Annotated in this window: 21 protein-coding genes; 9 read left to right on the top strand and 12 right to left on the bottom strand. The window is 45.6% G+C overall.

Translation table 11 applies throughout. The annotated features are described in order from the left end of the window. Positions 1 to 47: 47 nt before the first annotated feature. From LMJ53_RS13145 to LMJ53_RS13135, 3 genes are all read right to left on the bottom strand, one after another. The gene (locus tag LMJ53_RS13145; protein ID WP_229586998.1) at positions 48 to 230 is read right to left on the bottom strand and encodes a hypothetical protein; all 183 of its coding nucleotides are present in this window, start codon (positions 228 to 230) and stop codon (positions 48 to 50) included. A gap of 17 nt (positions 231 to 247) precedes the next feature. Continuing rightward, positions 248 to 1192: a glutathione S-transferase family protein gene (locus LMJ53_RS13140; RefSeq protein ID WP_229586990.1), complete on the bottom strand. Its 945-nt coding sequence runs from the start codon at positions 1190 to 1192 to the stop codon at positions 248 to 250. A 110-nt stretch (positions 1193 to 1302) separates the two neighbouring features. Further along, entirely contained in the window at positions 1303 to 1743 is a 441-nt protein-coding gene (locus LMJ53_RS13135) for a DoxX family protein (protein WP_229587006.1), read from the bottom strand. A 151-nt stretch (positions 1744 to 1894) separates the two neighbouring features. Between LMJ53_RS13135 and LMJ53_RS13130 the strand changes: the two genes are divergently transcribed. From LMJ53_RS13130 to LMJ53_RS13120, 3 genes are all read left to right on the top strand, one after another. Next, the gene (locus LMJ53_RS13130) at positions 1895 to 2803 is read left to right on the top strand and encodes a LysR family transcriptional regulator (RefSeq protein WP_229586965.1); all 909 of its coding nucleotides are present in this window, start codon (positions 1895 to 1897) and stop codon (positions 2801 to 2803) included. A gap of 616 nt (positions 2804 to 3419) precedes the next feature. Beyond that, complete coding sequence (locus tag LMJ53_RS13125) at positions 3420 to 4229, top strand: PEP-CTERM/exosortase system-associated acyltransferase (protein ID WP_229586963.1); 810 nt, start codon at positions 3420 to 3422, stop codon at positions 4227 to 4229. A 35-nt stretch (positions 4230 to 4264) separates the two neighbouring features. Continuing rightward, on the top strand, positions 4265 to 5296 hold the full coding sequence (locus tag LMJ53_RS13120) for a metal-dependent hydrolase (RefSeq protein WP_229586953.1): 1032 nt from the start codon (positions 4265 to 4267) through the stop codon (positions 5294 to 5296). Here LMJ53_RS13120 and LMJ53_RS13115 read toward each other — a convergent pair. From LMJ53_RS13115 to LMJ53_RS13105, 3 genes are read right to left on the bottom strand one after another with little or no spacing between them, the layout of a single operon-like run. Then, entirely contained in the window at positions 5247 to 5747 is a 501-nt protein-coding gene (locus tag LMJ53_RS13115; protein ID WP_229586931.1) for a DUF1543 domain-containing protein, read from the bottom strand. The two genes, LMJ53_RS13120 and LMJ53_RS13115, sit on opposite strands and share 50 nt — an antisense overlap. An 8-nt stretch (positions 5748 to 5755) precedes the next feature. Continuing rightward, positions 5756 to 7012, bottom strand: coding sequence for an ABC transporter permease (locus LMJ53_RS13110; protein ID WP_229586929.1), 1257 nt, complete (start codon positions 7010 to 7012; stop codon positions 5756 to 5758). Continuing rightward, positions 7006 to 7698: an ABC transporter ATP-binding protein gene (locus LMJ53_RS13105; protein ID WP_229586921.1), complete on the bottom strand. Its 693-nt coding sequence runs from the start codon at positions 7696 to 7698 to the stop codon at positions 7006 to 7008. Before LMJ53_RS13105 ends, LMJ53_RS13110 begins: the two co-directional genes overlap by 7 nt. 67 nt (positions 7699 to 7765) lie before the next feature. Between LMJ53_RS13105 and LMJ53_RS13100 the strand changes: the two genes are divergently transcribed. Continuing rightward, positions 7766 to 8311 carry a DUF3299 domain-containing protein gene (locus tag LMJ53_RS13100; protein ID WP_229586919.1) on the top strand — a complete coding sequence of 182 codons (546 nt, stop codon included), beginning with the start codon at positions 7766 to 7768 and terminating at the stop codon, positions 8309 to 8311. Positions 8312 to 8482: 171 nt separating this feature from the next. Here LMJ53_RS13100 and LMJ53_RS13095 read toward each other — a convergent pair whose 3' ends face one another. Further along, entirely contained in the window at positions 8483 to 9133 is a 651-nt protein-coding gene (locus LMJ53_RS13095) for a ZrgA family zinc uptake protein (RefSeq protein WP_229586917.1), read from the bottom strand. 128 nt (positions 9134 to 9261) lie between these two features. Between LMJ53_RS13095 and LMJ53_RS13090 the strand changes: the two genes are divergently transcribed. The 3 genes from LMJ53_RS13090 to LMJ53_RS13080 are packed head-to-tail and all read left to right on the top strand — an operon-like array spanning position 9262 to position 13667. Next, positions 9262 to 10791 (top strand): cryptochrome/photolyase family protein, encoded by a 1530-nt coding sequence (locus LMJ53_RS13090; protein ID WP_229586908.1) that lies wholly within the window; start codon positions 9262 to 9264, stop codon positions 10789 to 10791. Continuing rightward, the gene (locus tag LMJ53_RS13085; RefSeq protein WP_229586906.1) at positions 10788 to 12152 is read left to right on the top strand and encodes a DASH family cryptochrome; all 1365 of its coding nucleotides are present in this window, start codon (positions 10788 to 10790) and stop codon (positions 12150 to 12152) included. The genes LMJ53_RS13090 and LMJ53_RS13085 overlap by 4 nt, the downstream gene beginning before the upstream one ends. A gap of 3 nt (positions 12153 to 12155) precedes the next feature. Then, entirely contained in the window at positions 12156 to 13667 is a 1512-nt protein-coding gene (locus LMJ53_RS13080) for an FAD-binding domain-containing protein (RefSeq protein ID WP_229586904.1), read from the top strand. Here LMJ53_RS13080 and glnB read toward each other — a convergent pair. Beyond that, positions 13664 to 14002: a nitrogen regulatory protein P-II gene (gene glnB, locus LMJ53_RS13075; protein ID WP_226751160.1), complete on the bottom strand. Its 339-nt coding sequence runs from the start codon at positions 14000 to 14002 to the stop codon at positions 13664 to 13666. The genes LMJ53_RS13080 and glnB overlap by 4 nt on opposite strands. A 137-nt stretch (positions 14003 to 14139) precedes the next feature. Here glnB and nadE point away from each other — a divergent pair, with 137 nt between their 5' ends. Together nadE and LMJ53_RS13065 are read left to right on the top strand one after the other, a co-directional pair. Next, a complete protein-coding gene (gene nadE, locus LMJ53_RS13070) occupies positions 14140 to 14973 on the top strand; it encodes an ammonia-dependent NAD(+) synthetase (protein ID WP_229586902.1) in 834 nt (277 codons plus the stop codon). Positions 14974 to 15055: 82 nt separating this feature from the next. Further along, complete coding sequence (locus tag LMJ53_RS13065) at positions 15056 to 15553, top strand: GspH/FimT family pseudopilin (protein WP_229586882.1); 498 nt, start codon at positions 15056 to 15058, stop codon at positions 15551 to 15553. Positions 15554 to 15571: 18 nt separating this feature from the next. Here the strand turns inward: LMJ53_RS13065 and LMJ53_RS13060 are convergent, their stop codons facing one another. Genes LMJ53_RS13060 through LMJ53_RS13045 form a run of 4 tightly spaced genes read right to left on the bottom strand, consistent with a single transcriptional unit; the run spans position 15572 to position 18398 of the window. Further along, positions 15572 to 15973, bottom strand: coding sequence for a type IV pilin protein (locus LMJ53_RS13060; protein WP_229586880.1), 402 nt, complete (start codon positions 15971 to 15973; stop codon positions 15572 to 15574). Further along, positions 15973 to 17022, bottom strand: a complete 1050-nt coding sequence (locus LMJ53_RS13055) for a hypothetical protein (protein WP_229586878.1) — start codon at positions 17020 to 17022, stop codon at positions 15973 to 15975. The genes LMJ53_RS13060 and LMJ53_RS13055 overlap by 1 nt, the downstream gene beginning before the upstream one ends. Continuing rightward, the gene (locus tag LMJ53_RS13050) at positions 17019 to 17396 is read right to left on the bottom strand and encodes a hypothetical protein (RefSeq protein ID WP_229586876.1); all 378 of its coding nucleotides are present in this window, start codon (positions 17394 to 17396) and stop codon (positions 17019 to 17021) included. Before LMJ53_RS13050 ends, LMJ53_RS13055 begins: the two co-directional genes overlap by 4 nt. A 42-nt stretch (positions 17397 to 17438) precedes the next feature. Further along, entirely contained in the window at positions 17439 to 18398 is a 960-nt protein-coding gene (locus LMJ53_RS13045; RefSeq protein WP_229586862.1) for a PilW family protein, read from the bottom strand. Between the last annotated feature and the right edge of the window lie 4 nt (positions 18399 to 18402).

The following is an 18402-nucleotide window of genomic DNA, read 5'->3' as shown; positions in this document are numbered from 1 at the left end:
TCAGGGAGAAGAAGTCGGGTAAAAAGAGAACATAAACGAAGGTCAGATCATGCTGGCCGGATCACACCGAAACGCCTGGCCGGATGAAACCGGAACAGGTGGCCGGACAAACCGAAATACGCAGCGATTTCTTTGAGAGTTTTGATCATTTCGTCATGATCAGGATCTCCCAATAGCGGCATGGGGCCGCCGCCATGAGAAAGGTAGACAATACTTCGTTTCGATTTCATATAAATTCCGGTTAGTTTTAAAACCAAGGGCCTACAGGAACAATTCCCATTGGGTTCAGCGCCTTTATCGAGTAATAACCTGCCTTTATGTGTTCAATATTGACGGTGCTCTCAATGCCCTCCATCGACAAAATGCGATACATATAAGCATGGAGCTTTGGCATCTCTTTGATCATGTTTCGATTACATTTGAATAGCCCGTAATAAGCAACATCGAATCGGATCAGGGTCGCAAATAAACGTATATCTGACTCAGTGAATGCTTCACCTAAAAGGAATTTACGCCCATCTGCTAGCTTTTGTTCCATCGAGTCGAGTGCCGTAAATACTTTTTCATAAGCCTCTTCATAAGCTTCTTGAGTGGACGCAAAACCTGCCTCATAAACACCGTTATTGAGATTGGAATATATATAGTCGTTGAACACATCAATTTGCCCCTCTAACGCCCTAGGTACCAAATCCAAACCTTCGCCAACAATCTCAACAAACGCGGTATTAAACATTCGAACAATATCCGCTGACTCATTATTTACGATAGTCTGTGTTTTTTTATCCCATAAAACAGGTACGGTTGCTCGGCCAGTAAAATCTGGTGTGACTTCGGTGTATAGCTCATGTAAATAGGTCGCCCCATTTAGATCATCATGGTCACTATCTTTAAAGCCACCAAACTGCCACCCTTGATCCATGAGTTTGGGATTAACCACTGAAACAGAAATAATATCTTCCAAACCTTTTAAGACTCTCGCCATTAAGGTGCGGCTTGCCCAAGGACAAATATAAGCAACGTACAAGTGATATCGATTAACCTCCGCTTTAAAACCACCCTCACCAGTTATGCCGGGAGAACCATCGGGTGTAATCCAATTTCGAAATGAAGATGTTTGTCGTATGAAGCGACCTTTTTCATCCTTATTTTGAACTGGTTGCCAGTTCTCTTGCCAAACACCATTGACTAACATTGGCTAATACCTCCATAGAAATGGCCTTCCTGCTACACAGAAAGGCACTACTGATAAAAATCAAGCAGCTTGCTTTTAGAGCGAAAGATTATCTTTTGAAGCACAACCAACTACGTTTTTGTTATGGCATTATCCACTGCATAGCTTCCAGCTCCTTGAATGGTTAGCGCTACTGTTGCAGCTAACAAAGCAAGAGCAAATTCATATCCATTGTTTGATAAGAAAAGACCATGCTCAAAGTGCACGCTAAAAATGGCCACTAACATAGTAAAAGCACTTACCGCTGCAGCAGGTCTGGTTAACAAGCCAAGAATCAAGGCTATTCCACCAAAGAATTCTGCGCTACCTGCCAAGAGGGCCATCAAATACCCTGGCGCCAATCCGATACTTTCCAACCATTGCCCAGTACCTTCAAGACCATAACCGCCAAACCAGCCAAACAATTTCTGTGCACCATGAGCAGCTAGGATAATCCCAACAGGTACTCTTAAAGCTAACGCAGCAACGCCTGCATCTGATTTCAATATATTATGTATAGTTTGCTTGTTCATCATGGAATCCCTCTCTAAGTAATTATTGAAGACTGACCGAGCTGACCACCTCAATCAGGTTGAGATCTATACTACTAACAACATAAAAATGGATAAATAATGATATTATGGAATAATTATCAACATATCATTTGTAATATAGAATTTATCTATGGATCGATTAGACACAATGAAAGCGTTTGTTACCGTGGCAGAGCTAGGCAGCTTTACCAAAGCTGCTGAGAAACTAGAGACATCAAATCAACTAGTAAGTAAATATGTATCGCAGCTTGAGGATCAGCTTGGCGTAAGACTGTTTAACCGAACAACTCGGCGCGTTCACTTAACCCAAGAAGGTGAACAGTGTTTACATCATGCCATGCATATTCTGGAGAGTGTTCATGACATGGAAAACCACTTTGGTGAGTTGCAAAGTACTGCAAAAGGTCTATTACAAATCAGTGCGCCAGTAGACTTTTCAACATTGCACCTTGCACCCCTCATACGGGATTTCAAAAAAAAGTATCCGGAAGTGGGTGTTAACCTAGAGTTGAGTGATCGTAAGGTGGATGTCATCGAAGAAGGGTTTGATGTAGCTCTGAGAATTGGGAACTTAAAAAGCTCATCATTAATTGCAAAAAAAATAGCGCCAATAAAACTTGTGCTTTGCGCAGCCCCTTCATACATTGAAAAGTACGGAAATCCCAGCCAGCCTGATGAATTGAACAGCTCGCATTTCTTACATTACAGCTACACGGATTACGCCTCATCCAACCACCCACTCATGAGGGTATTACGCGCTAATTCACAGAATAATCAAGTAGGATTGACTGCAAACAATGGTCAGATATTGACGGCAGCAGCTACTGCTGGTGAAGGGTATATTCTACAACCAACTTTTATCGTGGGTGAAGCACTAAAACAAGGCAAGCTCAAAACCATGTTAAATGACATTGAAGTGGATGCGATGAGCTTATATGCAGTTTACCCTCATCGGAAACTTCTGGCGCCAAAGCTACGTGTCTTTCTCGATTTTATGAGCTCTTATTTTGGAGACCCCCCTTATTGGGATGATTATTGATTAAAATCTACTATTAAGAGGCATTAACAGAGATTGGAAATGTCCTAGCTTGCTGTAAAAAATACGTGTCAAACGACTATCTGCTAGCTTCTGACAAATAGAACTCCGTAGTTCCTGCGCAAGCATAAACCCTAGGAAGCTTACTTAAGCTATTGAGGAACTGATTTGGCTACTATAATAAACACCAAACCGGTGCCCTTCCAGCTCCACCCCATTGAATACGGCGCTTTTTAAGCGCCGTTTTTCATCTCTGTAGCAACATTCTGTGGTACTGAGCTTTCCCACTAAAAGTGCTTTTTTGCAATATAACTGCAGATTTTGCAGCGCGATTCAGCATAAGTTAACCTTAAAATAATTTTATTAAGCTATTTCTAACATAGTTACAGCAGATCCCGTTTTCAGCTTAAAAATATTTAATTAGATATTTCATTATATTAAGTAAAATCCTGCTCATACTGGTAAAAAAACAGCTGTTCTGCATTGATCTCGCGGCATCTTGTCGGCATAGTAGTTGACTCGCGGCATGTTTTTATTCAGGTGTGTTAAGTCTTTTCACCCAATGAACGTATAACTGCTGTAAAAAATAAACACTTTTGCCGCATTTAGGGTTTTTGCTATGTATCAAAATAATCAGGCTGTTGTCGCGCCGACTGAACAGTGTGTTTCAACTGTTACAGCAAAAGCACCACACAACTTACATTGGACCGCCTGTTTTAGCCAAGATTTTGAGCTTAAAAAAGCCTTCAGCCGCGAAGATCGAGACCGCGTTTTCCGCTTAAGGCATCAAGTCTACTGTGAAGAATTAGCTTATGAACCTGTCAGACCCTCAGGTTTAGAGTTAGATCATTATGACCGCCGTTCTATTCACTGCTTATTACAACATCGTAGAACGGGTGAATCTGCGGGTACTTTACGGTTAATTGCGTCAAACAACGACACTGAACTGCTGCCTATTGAACATTATTTCAAAGACGAATTCACCCAGCCTGACTTAATACCCAGCGCTTTTGATCGTGAAGCCGTGAGTGAGTTTTCTCGTTTAGCGGTTGCCGCTTCATTTAGAAGAAATATTCAAAGCCAACAAAACCCCATTTTGTCACAAGTTGCTGCAGTATCAGATACCGATACTCAAACACACTATCGCTACATCTCTGCCGGTTTATACCTCGCAGCCTTAGAGCAAGCACGCTTATTAAATTTAAAGCATGCCTATGTAGCGGTTGCCCCCGCTTTAGCGCGAATGCTCAATCGTGTTGGGTTTCAGTTTCAGCAAATCAGTAATCCGATTGAACTAAATGGCAAACGTGCAGCCTATTACCTAGACATTGATAAGTGTATACATACACTTTGTGATGATTATCGAGAGTTATGGCGAGTTCTTGCGGCACAGTTACGACATGGCTCTTTTGAGCATTATAACGCTTAACACCCCTAAACCTTTTTAATGAGCATCTTGTTTATATGGATTCACTATCTCAAATAGCACTGGGTTCAGCGGTCGCTGTTGCAGTAGTGGGTAAACACACCTCAATTAAAAAAGCCGCCCTATGGGGCGCTATTGCCGGAACACTGCCTGATTTAGATGTTTTAATCGATTACGGCGATGACCTTAGCAATATGGTACAGCATCGCGGTTTTAGTCATTCTTTGTTTTATCTAACCTTATTCTCTCCTTTGCTCGCGCTGCTCGTTTGTCGCATTCATAATGAAATGGCCCACTACAAACATTGGTTACTCGGCTTGTGGCTGGTATTGATCACCCATCCACTACTCGACACCATGACCATCTATGGGACACAGCTTGCGCTACCCTTTTCTGACTATCCGTATGGTGTTGGCAGTATCTTTATTATTGATCCCTTGTATACCTTACCGCTATTACTTGGCGTTATTTGGGTATTACTCAAAGGTAAAACACTACTCGCGGCCAATACGGCAGGATTAGTCTTTTCAAGCTGTTATCTGTTGTGGAGTGTGGCGGCGCAACAACATGTAACCGGTGTAGTGAAAAGCCAATTAACGGAGGTTTATGACCACTCCACGAAATTGTTGGTGCAACCTACCGCGTTAAATACGCTACTTTGGCGCGTGTTGATCCGAACGGATGAAGCCTATTACGAAGGGTTTTATTCATTACTCGAAAAGGAAGCCACCATTGAATTGGTTCGTTTTGAACAAGATCCTCGTTTGCTTGAGCAATATGCTTTGCATCCTGACGTGCAAAAGCTAGCCAGTTTCAGCCATGGCTTTTATGCCTTAGAGCAGCAACAACAGCAAATTGTGTTAACCGATCTGCGCATGGGACAGCAACAAAATTATGCTTTTAGTTTTGTGGTGGCCGAGCAAGCAGCTGAAACCTCATTACGCTTACCGCGTAAATTAGAGCTTTCAGCTACCCTCAATTGGATTTGGTTAACGCTAAAAGGTGAGGCACCTACTGAGCTTAGCCAATCACCTCATAACCAAACCAGTCCGGCTGCTGTGCTTGATTAACCCCGCTCGGTTGTAACTCAATATAGTAACCTTGCAGCTGATCGAGCTGAATCAAGTCATCCAGTTCCAGTAAATCGTCTTTATGTGGGCTTTGTGCTTTAATCAGTAATGCCGCCTTGGCACGCTTTTTAGCTTCAGCCGCAGAGCTTGCCACACACAGCATAAACTCGTGCTGCTCTGCCATTTGCGCTGGGTAATAGCCACCAAAGTTAACAAAATAAAGCTTTTGCGCTTGCTGCACCGGCTCGGCAACCAACGTGATGTGATAACCATCAATATCATGCACTTCTAAATAGCTGTCTAGGTGTAGGCCTTTAGCCTCACCAAACCATTGCTGCCGTAACTGCGGATAAGTATCTTTAATACTGTCACCGACCACAAAGCGTATATCATGCACTTCAATATTCGCGCCCGGAGCGGTACCACCCAAATACACCATAAATAACTTCATGTTAAACCTTATAATTTTACGCTTAAACCATCGGTTAAGGCTTTTCGATAGGCCACAAATGCCGGAATGCACGCCAAGACACTGGCTGCCGCTAAAATGCTGGCTGCCCAGTACAACGTTTCGGTGCTAAAGGGCATCACGCTGATAAACAGGCCATAATGTGCTGCTAGCCAATCTTGCACACCAAATAACGTTAACAACAAGACCGCTGCCGACAACAACATAGCAACTAGGGTTAATAACAGCACTTCTAATTGAATTAACCAAAAAACATACCACGGGCTCGCCCCTACCGCACGTAAGATGGCCACTTCACGCTGCCGCTCGCGCATCGATGCCAGTAAAGTTGTCATCATGCCAACTAAACCGGCAGCAAGCACCATGAGCGTGATTAACAACAAAATATTCTCAACCATACTGAGCATTTGCCACAGTTCAGCTAAAGCCACGCCGGGTAAAATGGCGGTTAACGGCTCACCACGAAACTCATTAATTTGCCGCTGCACAACAAAAGTGGCCATTCTTGAATTAAGCCCCACCATAAAAGCCGTTAACGCCTTTGGGGTTAAATCCATTTCTAAGGTTTGTTCAGCGCTAATTTTACGCCCGGGCATTGGCGCACCTTGCTGCCAATCGATATGTATCGCTTCTATGCCCTCAAGGCTAATATGCACGGTTTGATCAACCGGTGTGCCCGTGGCCGCTAAGATACCTTTAATCACAAAAGGCTTATCTTTATGCTCAGAGAAACTGACGGCGCCTACACCATGCGCCAGCGTGATTTCTTGTCCTAGCTGATAGCCTAATTGTTTAGCGACTTCTGCCCCCAATACCGCCTCGTAAACGCCTGCAAATTGCTCGCCAGCAGCAAAGCTTAAACCTTGCTGGTTGGCATAGCGATAATGCTCAAAGTAACTTTGATTTGTGCCTAGCACACGATAACCTCGATGCGAGTCACCCAGGGCTAGCGGGATGGTCCAACTAATTTGTGGATGCTTAGCAATACGCTCATAGGTTGCCCAACTGACATTTGCGGTAGCATTGCCAATTCTAAAGACCGAATACAACAATAAATTTAATTGCCCGGAGCGCGCCCCCACAATTAAATCCGTACCCGATACGGTATTAGTAAAGCTGCTGCGCGCTTCTTTGCGAATATGTTCGATGCCTAATAGCAACACTAAACTGAGCGTTAGCGACAATAAGGTCATTAACGCTGTGCCTTTCCGGTTCCATAAACTCAGACGTGCCAGTTTGATTAACATGCCACCACTCCTTTGGCCAAATCAGCCATCGATAACTCGAAGTTAAAATAGCGCTTGAGTTGCTGATCATGGCTAACAAAAATGACTGTTGTTGCACACTTATCCGCTTCGGTTAACAGTACTTGCATAAAGGCATCGCGATTATTCGCATCCAGCGCCGAAGTCGGCTCGTCAGCGATTAACAAAGCGGGTTGCGTTAACAAGGCGCGCGCAATGGCCACCCGTTGCTGTTGGCCAACACTTAAAGCACTGGCACGCTGCCGCTGTAAATCATCGGTGAGTCCTAGCGCCCTTAATAAATCGATGGCACGTTGCTGTAAAGTAATAGCCGCTTGACCCGCAAAAGTGGCGCGTAACAGTACGTTATCTAAAACTGAAAGATAAGGAATTAAATTGAGCTGTTGAAACACCACACCAATTTGACTGGCTCGCAGCTTATCGCGCTTTGCTGCGCTAAGTTGATGCATGGCATGGCCTTGCACCCATAATTCTCCGGCACTGGGTGCTGTGATGCCCGCCAGCAAGTTTAACAAGGTCGTTTTACCCGAGCCTGAAGCGCCTTGTATAAATAAATGTTGGCCATGTTCAAGTGTTACTGCCGGTAATGACAATTGCCAAGCACCGGCGCGATACCAGAATTGCAGATCTTTGAGTTCAATAGCAGGAATTTTCGGCTTGGTGGTCACAGGTACTCCATTGTGCATGCTATGATAGCCCTACAGCTATTATGCAAAATTAAGAGGCGAAGCTCCAATGTTCAAGAAGTTGTCTGTTGCGTTTTCTCTGGTACTGGCCGCAAGTCTGGCTTTTAGCGTGCATGCAAACGAAGTAAAAACCATTGAGTGGACGGATTTAATGCCTGAAGATGATTTACAGGCGTTAATGGCCATGCCCGAAGTGGCGCATGATTATAGCCAGCCCTCACCGTTTGAAGAAAACTACAATGGTGAAGTTCCTGCCGCACAAGCTTGGCAGCAAATTTTGCAGTCCGCCAAAGTTAAACCTGAGTTCAATAACGTTAAAGTCAAGATCCCTGGCTTTATTGTACCTCTGGAATTTGATGCTGATCAGAATGTGACGAGCTTTTTTCTCGTACCGTACTTTGGCGCCTGTATCCACGTACCGCCACCACCACCAAATCAAATTATTTATGTCAGTGGTGCATCTAACCTGCGTGCAGATATGATTTATTCACCCTTTTGGATAATTGGTACTATTACGACCGAAAGCATGTCTCACGATTTAGCAAATGCGGCTTACAGTATGAAAGCGGATAAAGTAGAAGAATATACTTGGTAATGTTACTCCGTTTATCTGCGTACAAAAAAACCGGTCACGTTAAATGACCGGTTTTTTTATCGGCTAGTGCCTGTTTTAACCAATAAATGCGCGCACAAACGCATTCATCTACGATCTACAGAAGCAATAGGCTCATACGCATTACAGCACTGTTGTGCGGAGCCATTAGGTTTATTTAAAACGCACTTGGCTGTTGCCCAACGTCGCTTTAGCGGCACCTTGTTGACCATTTAACACCCACTGCACATCCATCGTTTGTAGCGACGGGAGCAGATTAAATAAACTCACATCAAGCTGTTGTAACAATGCCGGGCGCTGACATAAAAAACTGATATTGGCATAAAAATCGCCGTGACCACTGTAGGTGCGCTCGGTCAGATCCGTGCTCGCATCACTGCCTTGAATTTCACAGTTTGCATCCTTACTTAAATTTAACCACTGGCCTTGGGATAGGATGTCTAATGCCAGCGTTAATTCTTGCTTTTGCTCGGCAGTACGCGGGGCGTGTTCAAAGCCCACAATGGTAGCCGCCGCAGCTTGCAATGCTAACTGCAACTCATTTCCTTCTAAAATCAATGTCAGGCTGGCAACCCCATGCACATGAGTACCAAGCTGCGTAAAATCATCGGCGTCATGTGAATGCTCTGCCGCAGCATGCGTATGCTCATCGGCAGCATTATGCTGATGCAACTCGGGTACCTCTGCGGCTACCTGACGTTCAGTGTTAACAGCTGATGCGGCTAATGCCTGTTCGGTAGCTTGAACTTGATAAGCCAATACACTGCCTGTAACCATAAGCAAAGCAACTAATTTTCTTTTCACAGCACATACCTCTTAAATTTATTGCCACCATCATACTCAGATTTAGTCTGGCCGCAATGCTGATCTAGCTGATCTAAATGGGCGGTTAATCCCGTATCAGGCGGTATTGATTGTAGTGGTCTGACGTAATGCCCAAACTTATTGTTATTTTAGGTGATCAACTGAGCCCCGCGCTCGCCAGTCTGCGCGAAGCCAGTGCGGATGACGTCATTTTAATGGCTGAAGTTGGCAGTGAAGCCAGCTATGTAAAACATCACAAGCATAAAATTGTGCTTATTTTCAGTGCCATGCGCCATTTTGCTGCCGTATTAGAGCAACAGGGCCGCAAAGTTTGCTACGTTAAATATGGCGCGCAAGCCGGCATCCATAGTATGACAGACGCCGTGGCCTATGCGCTTGAACAAACCAATATGTCAGAAATTGCCATTACGGAATGCGGAGAATACCGTCTGCATCAAGAAATTCTCGGCTGGTCAGCGCATTTTCAGCGGCCGGTGACGATCCTCGAAGACGACCGTTTTCTCTGCTCGAAAGAGATGTTTAACCAATGGGCTAGCGGCCGGCAGCAACTGCGCATGGAGTACTTTTATCGGCAAATGCGCCGCTACACCGGCTTACTGCTGGATGCTAAACAACAACCGGTTGGTGGGCAGTGGAACTTTGATAAAGAAAACCGTAAAGCCTGCCCTCCCGATTTAGTGGCCATCCCCCCCCTTAAATTTAGCCACGATGACATTACTCAGCAAGTGTGTCAGCTGGTTGCTACTGAATTTGCTGAAAATCCAGGCTCTGTCGACAATTTTCAATATGCGGTAACCGGTAAAGAAGCGCGCCAAGCTTTTATGCATTTTATCGAACAACAACTGGCCAACTTTGGCGATTATCAAGACGCAATGTTGGTTGATCAGCCATTTTTATTTCACAGCCTCTGCTCCATGTATTTAAATGCGGGTTTACTGGATGTGCGCTGGATGTGTCAAAAAGTCGAAGCCGCTTGGCGTAGCGAGAAAGTCAGTTTAAATGCCGCCGAAGGCTTTATTCGCCAGCTCATTGGTTGGCGTGAATTTGTACGCGGCCTGTATTGGCTAAAAATGCCAGATTATGCCGCGCAAAATTATTTCTCTGCTACAACGCCGCTGCCCAGTTATTTCTGGAGTGGCAAAACCAAGATGCGTTGTATGCAGCAAGCCATCTCACAAACGATGGAATACGGCTATGCTCATCATATTCAGCGCTTAATGATTACCGGTAATTTTGCGCTTTTGGCAGGCTTAGATGTGCAAGCGATATGTGATTGGTATTTGGCGGTCTATGTCGACGCCTATGAATGGGTAGAGCTGCCGAATACCATGGGCATGGCGTTGTTTGCCGATGGCGGAGAGTTAGCATCAAAACCCTATGCGGCTAGCGGCGCTTACGTAAATAGAATGAGTAATTACTGCAAAAACTGCCATTACAAAGTAAAAGATGTTACCGGTGAGAAAGCCTGCCCGTTTAATGCACTGTATTGGGACTTTTTAGACCGAAACCATGAGCAATTAGGTCAAAACGCTCGGCTGCAACTGGCTTTCAAAAACTGGCAACGCAAAACGCCTGAACAACAAGCTGCGATTAAACAGCACGCGTCTGTGTTGCTGAACAAGCTGGAGCATTTATGAGCACCCTAGTTCTCCTGAATCAGGCATTACGCTTACGTGATAACCCCTTGCTCAATGCTGGCAGCGGTACTTTACACGCGGTAGTAGTTTTAGATAAAGCCCAATTTTTCGGCCAACAATACGGGCTTTATCGCGCGAATTTATGGCGTTTAAATCAACAGATACAGGCAATCTTGCATCTGCAACAAGCCTTAGCCACCCAGCAGATCGGTTTAATATTACGGTTTGGCGATACCGCCAGTACCTTGCAGACCCTGGCAAACGAGCTGAATGCCACAACGCTGATTGCGGCCGAGCCGACCTCACCGCACGAGTACGCTGCGTTGCAGCAATTAGCAGACCCGCTCACGTTAACACTGATCGATTGCAACAGCTTGTTCGGTGCAGCACTTCGACCTGACATCAGTCGAATGCCAGACCGTTTTACTACGTTTCGCAAAAACCACGAACCGCTGTTGCAAGTATCGTTACCCGTTACACCTTTTACTCCCCGCGCTGAACAACAGTGGTTAACACCGCAACAGGCTGCGCATTACCACGCAAAATGGTCAGCATTAGATGATTATCGACATGCGAGCAGTGCGGCTAAACCGCCGATTATTACTGAAACAGCCGCTTGGCAACGCTTGCAGCAGTACATCTGGCAAGATCAGCATATTTTACATTACAAAGAAACGCGTAATGCGCTGCAAGGTGAGCATTACGCCAGTTTCTTTTCTAGCGCTTTAGCGCTGGGCAGTTTATCCGCGCGCGATCTGTGGCAACAAATTGTTGAATTTGAGCAACAAGTACAAGCGAATGATTCAACCTATTGGCTTAAGTTCGAGCTGTTATGGCGAGAGTTTTTTCGCTGGCAAATGCGTAAATACCAATCTCGTTGGTTTAGCCAAACGGGTATAAAAGGTCAGCCGAATTTTCAACCACCGCAGTTGACCACAACACAACGGCGTAAGTTTGCCGCATGGTGTGCTGGTCAAACCGGTATTCCTTTTGTTGATGCCAATATGCGCTTACTTAATCAAAGCGGTTTAATGAGTAATCGCGGTCGACAAAATGTGGCCAGTTATTTAATCCATGATTTAGCCATAGATTGGCGTTTGGGTGCGGCTTATTTTGAACAACGACTGCTCGATTACGAATGCGCCAGCAACTGGGGAAATTGGGCCTATATTGCCGGTTATGGTAATAGTGAAGCGCGCCCTTTTAATATGATAAAGCAAGCATTGGCCTATGATCCGAAAGCCGATTTTGTTCGACAGATGTTACCCGAACTCACCGCTAAAGATAAAACAGCCCATCGGCCACAGGCCAACACACCGATCCCTGCTCAATGGCATAATTGGTTAAAAGAGTTGGACTAGCCCATGCATCTGTTATGGCTAAAACGCGATTTACGCTTAGCCGATCATGCCGCCTTGCACTACGCTGCACAACAAGGTGCAGCGGTGTTACCGGTATATATCATCGAACCCGATTACTGGCAGCAACCTGATACCTCTTTGCGCCATTGGGCTTTTATTTGTTCAGCTTTAGAACAGCTACAGCAACAGTTCTCTGCCTTGGGCCAACCTTTATTGGTTTTTTATGGCGCCGCAAGCCGAGTCTTTCGACAACTGACCGAGCAGTTTCCCATTACGGCGGTGTATAGCCATGAAGAAACCGGTAATTTATGGAGTTATCAGCGCGACCTGGCGGTAGAAAAGCTATGGCATGAGCTAGCAATACCTTGGCATCAGTATCGGCAGTTTGCGGTATTTCGGCGGCTGGCCGATCGTGATCTTTGGTTTAAACAAGCGGATGAGTGGCTAACACAGCCATTATTTCCTATTCCTAAACAGCTTCCCTTTATTACTGCCGCTAACTGGCAAGCTCCTTTGCAATGGCCAATACGCAGTAAAGATTTGCCGCTTTGTCAGTCTCCCCAGCAAGCCACAGCACTAAGCGGCACCTTACAAAGCTTTCTTACCACTAGAGTGAAAAGCTATCGGGGTGGCATCTCTTATGCGAGTAAAGCACCGCAGGCCTGTTCACGCTTAAGCCCCTATTTAAGTTATGGCCTGCTCAGTATGCGCCAATTGCAACAACAAGCCTGGCAGCAGCGCAAGACCACTGAGCACGACAATCAACAACGCGGCCTTGATGCTTTTTATAGTCGCCTGCGTTGGCATTGTCATTTTATGCAAAAGCTCGAAGATGAACCTGAACTAGAAATGCGTAATCTGCATCGTGGCTTTGATGGCATGAGAGAAAATGATTTTTCTGCGGTATTATTTCAGGCTTGGGCTACGGGGCAAACAGGCTACCCGATGATAGATGCGGCCATGCGCAGTTTGTTAGCTACCGGCTGGCTGCATTTTCGTGCCAGAGCCATGTTAGTGGCTTTTGCCTGTTATCACCTTTGGCTGCACTGGCGCCCGGTTGCTTTGCACTTAGCCCGTTGTTTTGTCGATTACGAGCCCGGGATCCATTATCCACAAATTCAAATGCAAGCTGGCACCACGGGCATTAATCCCAATCGCATGTACAATCCTGTGAAACAAAGTATCCAGAAAGACCCAGAAGGAAAGTTTATACGGCAGTGGTTGCCTGAATTACAGCAGGTGCCAGATGGCTGGTTGCATCAACCCTGGTTGCTGAACCGTCAACAGCAGCAACAGTATGTATGTCGATTAGATATCGATTACCCCGCGCCCGTTGTGCCGCACGAGCAAGCGATTAAACTGGCTCGCCAGCGTTTAAAACACTGGCTGCAACAGCATCAACCGGATTGGAAAGAGCAAAAACAACGGATTGTACGTAAACATGCTAGCCGTAAGCGCCCGACAACACGAAGCAAGCCCATATCACGCAAGCAGTTAGCGTTATTTAACGATTAAAGCGCTTCTTCGTCTTCTTCGCCCGTTCTGATACGCACCACGCGTTCTACATCGAATACAAAGATCTTACCGTCACCAATACGCCCGGTTTGTGCAGTTGTCACAATCGCTTCAATACAACGCTCAACTTGGTCATCGGGTACGACAATGTCTAATTTCACTTTGGGTAAAAAATCGACCATATACTCCGCGCCACGATATAACTCGGTATGGCCTTTTTGCCGACCAAAACCTTTTACTTCGGTGACAGTCATACCTGTGATGTTAATTTCAGCTAACGCTTCTCGCACATCATCAAGCTTGAAAGGTTTAATAATCGCTTCAATTTTTTTCATGTTTATTCGTCCATTCCCTCATTGATAGCCGCAGTATAATACAAGCCGCATAAGGCTTCAGCTTTTGTCTAGTAATTAGTTGATCTTCTTCTGCTGAGATACGTTAAGATAAACAGGTACTAATCGATGAGGCTATTATGACTATGGAACAACATATTATCCGGGAAATGCGGGTATTACCGCAAATTGACGTTGAACACGAGATCCGTCGCCGCATTGATTTTATTAAATCGCGACTTACCGCATCAGGCTTGAATACATTGGTGTTAGGTATTAGTGGCGGTGTCGATTCGACGACCTGTGGCCGCTTAGCACAACTCGCTGTTGATGAGCTGAATGCCGGCGCAGCAAATACTTTTCGCTTTATCGCTGTCCGTTTACCTTATGGTACACAAAAAGACGAAGACGAAGCACAACTGGCATTGAGCTTTATTCAACCTAGCCATGTTGTCACTGTAAATATCAAAGCCGCCGCCGATGCCTTACATCAAAGCACCTTAGCAGGTATTGAAGGCTTACCTCAAGCCAATGCAGCACAAGCCGACTTTGCCAAAGGCAACGTTAAAGCGCGCTGTCGTATGGTGGCGCAGTATCATATCGCGGCTCTGCAAGGTGGTTTAGTGATAGGTACCGATCACTCTGCTGAAAACATTACCGGCTTTTATACTAAATGGGGCGATGGCGCTTGCGATATGGCACCGTTATTTGGTTTAAGCAAACGTCAAGTTCGTGCCTTGGCAAAACATCTAGGTGCACCCGCCACACTGGTTGAAAAAACGCCTACGGCTGATTTAGAGTGCCTAGCACCACAAAAAGCCGATGAAGCCGCGCTTGGCCTGACCTATCAGCAAATTGATGATTTTCTGGAAGGTAAAACAGTCGATGCTGCTGTTTCAGAGCGTTTAGTGCAGATTTTCCAAAAGACACAACACAAGCGTCAACCGATCCCAACTATTTATGATCTGCCATAAATAAACATTTTTTTAATTTCAATTTAACTTTATTGAATTCTTGGCTACACTCTTGATTGTTTTATACAGCAGGAGTGTCGCCATGATCTCACGCGGTTTAAGCCTAATCGAATTACTAGTTGCCCTAATTGTACTGGTTATCCTGTTATCCATTGCCGCTCCGGCCATGTCTGAACTGATGCATCGGCAACACGCCAGCAGCTATATGCAACAGTTCAGTCGACATTTACACTTTGCCAGGATCCAAGCGAGCAGTAGCCAACAACCGGTCAAGATCTGTCCAATCCAAGGTCAGCACTGTCAAGGACACTGGCAGCACGATCCCATTCAATTGCTGTTACTTGATCCCATCAATAATGAAACCGTGCTGTTACGCGAACTGCCCGCGCTAAAAAACGACCATCGGCTAAGCTACCATCGGCAACAATTACAATTTCGGCGCGACGGTAGTTTAGATGCTCTTGAAAATGGCACCTTTTACTACTGCCCTCCCAGTCGCTATCAATGGCATTATCGCTTAGTGTTAAACCAAGCTGGCCGCAATCGTTTAACGCGCTATGAGCAGGCTTGTCCGATTTAACAGGTCGCTAAACGGCCGTTAATTCCAACACGACAGCGGCTCGGTTAAAGTATGATTGCGCTGCCCCAGATGATTAAGACTAAAACGTAAACAGTCACGATCTTGGGTTTGCGGCCCTTCTGCCGTTACGCGCAACTGATAGGCGAATTGCCCTGCCGTGAGCTCAACAGTAATACGATAACGCCCTGACTCAGATAAGCTTTGCGCAAAACCTAACTGCGCCAAGTCCGCGGTATAAGCACCATAATCTGCTAACCTTTGCTCTTGCCTATTCGCGAGTATGAGCAAGGTTTTCACCGCTTCAGCGCGATAACTGCGCAGCACATGCTGCTGATAAGCGGGATAAGCGATAGCACCTAATATGCCGATCAGTAGCACTACAATCAGCATTTCAATCAGCGTGACACCACGCGCTTGCATTAGTGAGCCCCTTGTTCACTTCGATAGGTGGCTAAACGCTGCCAAATAGGAAACTTATCCAAACTTAACGGCTCACTGCAGTGATAACACTCTGCACTAACTTTACGTAAATTCGTTAATAGCAAGCGGCTTTGAAAGTCTGAGCCTAACTCTAATTTAATGCTTTTATCGGCATTTTGACGCAAACGCAACTGCGCATCCGCGAGAAAAGGCACCGTCATCATTCGCTCTGCATAAATTCGACCGCCAGTATGCACTTGCAGCGCATATAATAACTGGTCAGTTTGCTCTGTTTCACACTCTGCAGCAGTGTCTGTTTTCGCGACAGGGGCATACAAAACACCGGCAGCAACTAGCGGCTTGCTGCTAATTTTGCCTGGTAAATGTATCTTCCAACCGGCATTAGACAGTAATGCCCGCCAATCTTGTGCACTGAGTGTTTGCGCTTGTTCTGCTGGATCTAATAAGGTTCGGTCGGCGAGGTGTTGATAATGAATAACGCTTTGCTGCAGCCGATTTAAACTAAATCGTAACAGCATAATGCTATCGTGCCCGGTTTGCGGGTGACGGCCAATAACCAATACTAAATACTGATCGGCAATACCCCAACTGGGTGGCGCTATGGTCGTTGGTAACTTTGTTCGAAGCAGGCCGGCGGTTGCAATAAAGCGTAGGCCACTTGCGGTTAAATCTGCCATTTCTCGGGCAACACCAAACTGACCATCGGCATAGGGCAAACGCCAAAGTAAACCTTCACGACTGAGTAACCAAATATGATCGACGATACCATCAAGGTTACGATCTTCAACTAAAGGTTGAGCTTGAATACGCGAATGAATACCCGTTGTGGTAAGCTCAAGTTGAGCGACCACCTTGCCCAGTTTATCTTCAGTTAATAGCAACTGCTGAGCTGCTTCACTACTTTGCAACCACAGTTGCCCGTTCAGATCATGCTGCAGCTTCACTTGCGTGGCCGCGGGTGTTAATGGTGGGCAAAGCGCATGTACTGGTAACGCTAAAATGGCTAACAACAGAAGAAAGCGCATCATGGCTGGTCCTCCGCAAACCGAAAGCGTTTACGCAGCAAAATGCTATTATAACGAGCGAACACTGGCCGCTCATCACTGCGTAAAGCCGTTTCGACAAATAGCAGCTCACACTGCAATTCAGGATCACTCCATGCTGCGTAAATGGCAGGACAAGCAGGCATATCCCAGCTATTACGGGGTAACTCTTCAGGATCAACATTATTTAACATCATCAAATGTTGTTCTAAAGTACGAAACTCTAACTGTAATTGTTGCTGAGCCGCCTGTGCAGACTGCGCACTTAACTTGCTGATAAATAAATTACTGCCTACTACTAATAACATAACCGTTAAGAACAACAGTGCAGTGAGTAAAACCATGCCGCGATTTCTCATAGTGCCTCCGATGTATCAATAACAATAATGTAACTAACCGTTTTACTGCTCTGCTAGAACAGCGTTTTCAAAATAGACAGCGCCACTTAACTGCAAGCGACGATAGCCATCACCTGGCGCCTCAAACTGAATGCTACCAAGTTGATATTGCTGTGTATTGTTATAACGATGGTCTGGTTCGAGAGACCTTAACAACACATGATATTGCAGACCCACAATCCGGCTTTGTTGTTGCAACCAATGCTCTACTGTCATTTGGTGGCTCGCCAAACTGAAGTTAGGCCGCCCATCCAAATCACTATCAATCAAAAATTCAAAATGCAGCCGTTCAACACCATCAATAATGGAATCCGTACTGATACTGGCCGCCCCCGCTGCATTGCGAATTAATCTTTTACGCATTAACACCGGAATAGTTTGACCATTTTGGTTTTGCTGCTGCAGATACAATACCAAGTGCTGATAAGGAAACAGCATCCCGGCATTCAGTTGTGCGGCATCAACCGCAACAAATCGACCTTGCTGCCAATCAGCTTGCCAATAAAACCGATTCGCGCGCATTTCATCAGGCGCCACAATTAAGCCAATACTGCGTTTTAACTGTAAAAACTCCGTATCTCTGATCAGGTTATTTAAACAACCTAATTGCCGACCGCCAGTTGCCCTGGCCGCATATAAGGTGAGAAAAGACTGTCCACTCACCGGAAAACTGCCGCTATCTAACCCTTCCGCAGCACAGTCGCCGGCCGGTAAAGGTAAGGTTGCGGCTTCGGCTAATTGTTGTTGCGCTAACCCACCCCAAAACCCAGTATTCTTTAATTCATTGTGCAGTAAATTTAACACCAGCTGCCCATTTTGCTGCAATTGGGCTAATTGCCGTGTTTGCGTAGAACTTTGATTTAGCGCAGTAAAAGTGGTTAACATCAACAATAACAACATCAAGGCTAACGCGGCTGCAATCAGCAATTCCACTAAAGAGAAACCCCGTTCCCGCCGGATCATCAGG

This window comes from Rheinheimera sp. UJ51 (assembly GCF_020819615.1).
Taxonomy (GTDB): Bacteria; Pseudomonadota; Gammaproteobacteria; order Enterobacterales; family Alteromonadaceae; genus Alishewanella; species Alishewanella maricola.
Note: the sequence above shows the minus strand (reverse complement) of the source record. Positions and strands in the feature narration are given on the sequence as shown.

What these genes read in the sequence shown, in the direction of transcription:
- LMJ53_RS13145 (WP_229586998.1), bottom strand. Translation starts at nt 230, where the DNA reads ATGAAATCGAAACGAAGTATTGTCTACCTTTCTCATGGCGGCGGCCCC.
- LMJ53_RS13140 (WP_229586990.1), bottom strand. Translation starts at nt 1,192, where the DNA reads ATGTTAGTCAATGGTGTTTGGCAAGAGAACTGGCAACCAGTTCAAAAT.
- LMJ53_RS13135 (WP_229587006.1), bottom strand. Translation starts at nt 1,743, where the DNA reads ATGAACAAGCAAACTATACATAATATATTGAAATCAGATGCAGGCGTT.
- LMJ53_RS13130 (WP_229586965.1), top strand. Translation starts at nt 1,895, where the DNA reads ATGGATCGATTAGACACAATGAAAGCGTTTGTTACCGTGGCAGAGCTA.
- LMJ53_RS13125 (WP_229586963.1), top strand. Translation starts at nt 3,420, where the DNA reads ATGTATCAAAATAATCAGGCTGTTGTCGCGCCGACTGAACAGTGTGTT.
- LMJ53_RS13120 (WP_229586953.1), top strand. Translation starts at nt 4,265, where the DNA reads ATGGATTCACTATCTCAAATAGCACTGGGTTCAGCGGTCGCTGTTGCA.
- LMJ53_RS13115 (WP_229586931.1), bottom strand. Translation starts at nt 5,747, where the DNA reads ATGAAGTTATTTATGGTGTATTTGGGTGGTACCGCTCCGGGCGCGAAT.
- LMJ53_RS13110 (WP_229586929.1), bottom strand. Translation starts at nt 7,012, where the DNA reads ATGTTAATCAAACTGGCACGTCTGAGTTTATGGAACCGGAAAGGCACA.
- LMJ53_RS13100 (WP_229586919.1), top strand. Translation starts at nt 7,766, where the DNA reads ATGTTCAAGAAGTTGTCTGTTGCGTTTTCTCTGGTACTGGCCGCAAGT.
- LMJ53_RS13090 (WP_229586908.1), top strand. Translation starts at nt 9,262, where the DNA reads ATGCCCAAACTTATTGTTATTTTAGGTGATCAACTGAGCCCCGCGCTC.
- LMJ53_RS13085 (WP_229586906.1), top strand. Translation starts at nt 10,788, where the DNA reads ATGAGCACCCTAGTTCTCCTGAATCAGGCATTACGCTTACGTGATAAC.
- LMJ53_RS13080 (WP_229586904.1), top strand. Translation starts at nt 12,156, where the DNA reads ATGCATCTGTTATGGCTAAAACGCGATTTACGCTTAGCCGATCATGCC.
- glnB (WP_226751160.1), bottom strand. Translation starts at nt 14,002, where the DNA reads ATGAAAAAAATTGAAGCGATTATTAAACCTTTCAAGCTTGATGATGTG.
- nadE (WP_229586902.1), top strand. Translation starts at nt 14,140, where the DNA reads ATGACTATGGAACAACATATTATCCGGGAAATGCGGGTATTACCGCAA.
- LMJ53_RS13065 (WP_229586882.1), top strand. Translation starts at nt 15,056, where the DNA reads ATGATCTCACGCGGTTTAAGCCTAATCGAATTACTAGTTGCCCTAATT.
- LMJ53_RS13060 (WP_229586880.1), bottom strand. Translation starts at nt 15,973, where the DNA reads ATGCAAGCGCGTGGTGTCACGCTGATTGAAATGCTGATTGTAGTGCTA.
- LMJ53_RS13055 (WP_229586878.1), bottom strand. Translation starts at nt 17,022, where the DNA reads ATGATGCGCTTTCTTCTGTTGTTAGCCATTTTAGCGTTACCAGTACAT.
- LMJ53_RS13050 (WP_229586876.1), bottom strand. Translation starts at nt 17,396, where the DNA reads ATGAGAAATCGCGGCATGGTTTTACTCACTGCACTGTTGTTCTTAACG.
- LMJ53_RS13045 (WP_229586862.1), bottom strand. Translation starts at nt 18,398, where the DNA reads ATGATCCGGCGGGAACGGGGTTTCTCTTTAGTGGAATTGCTGATTGCA.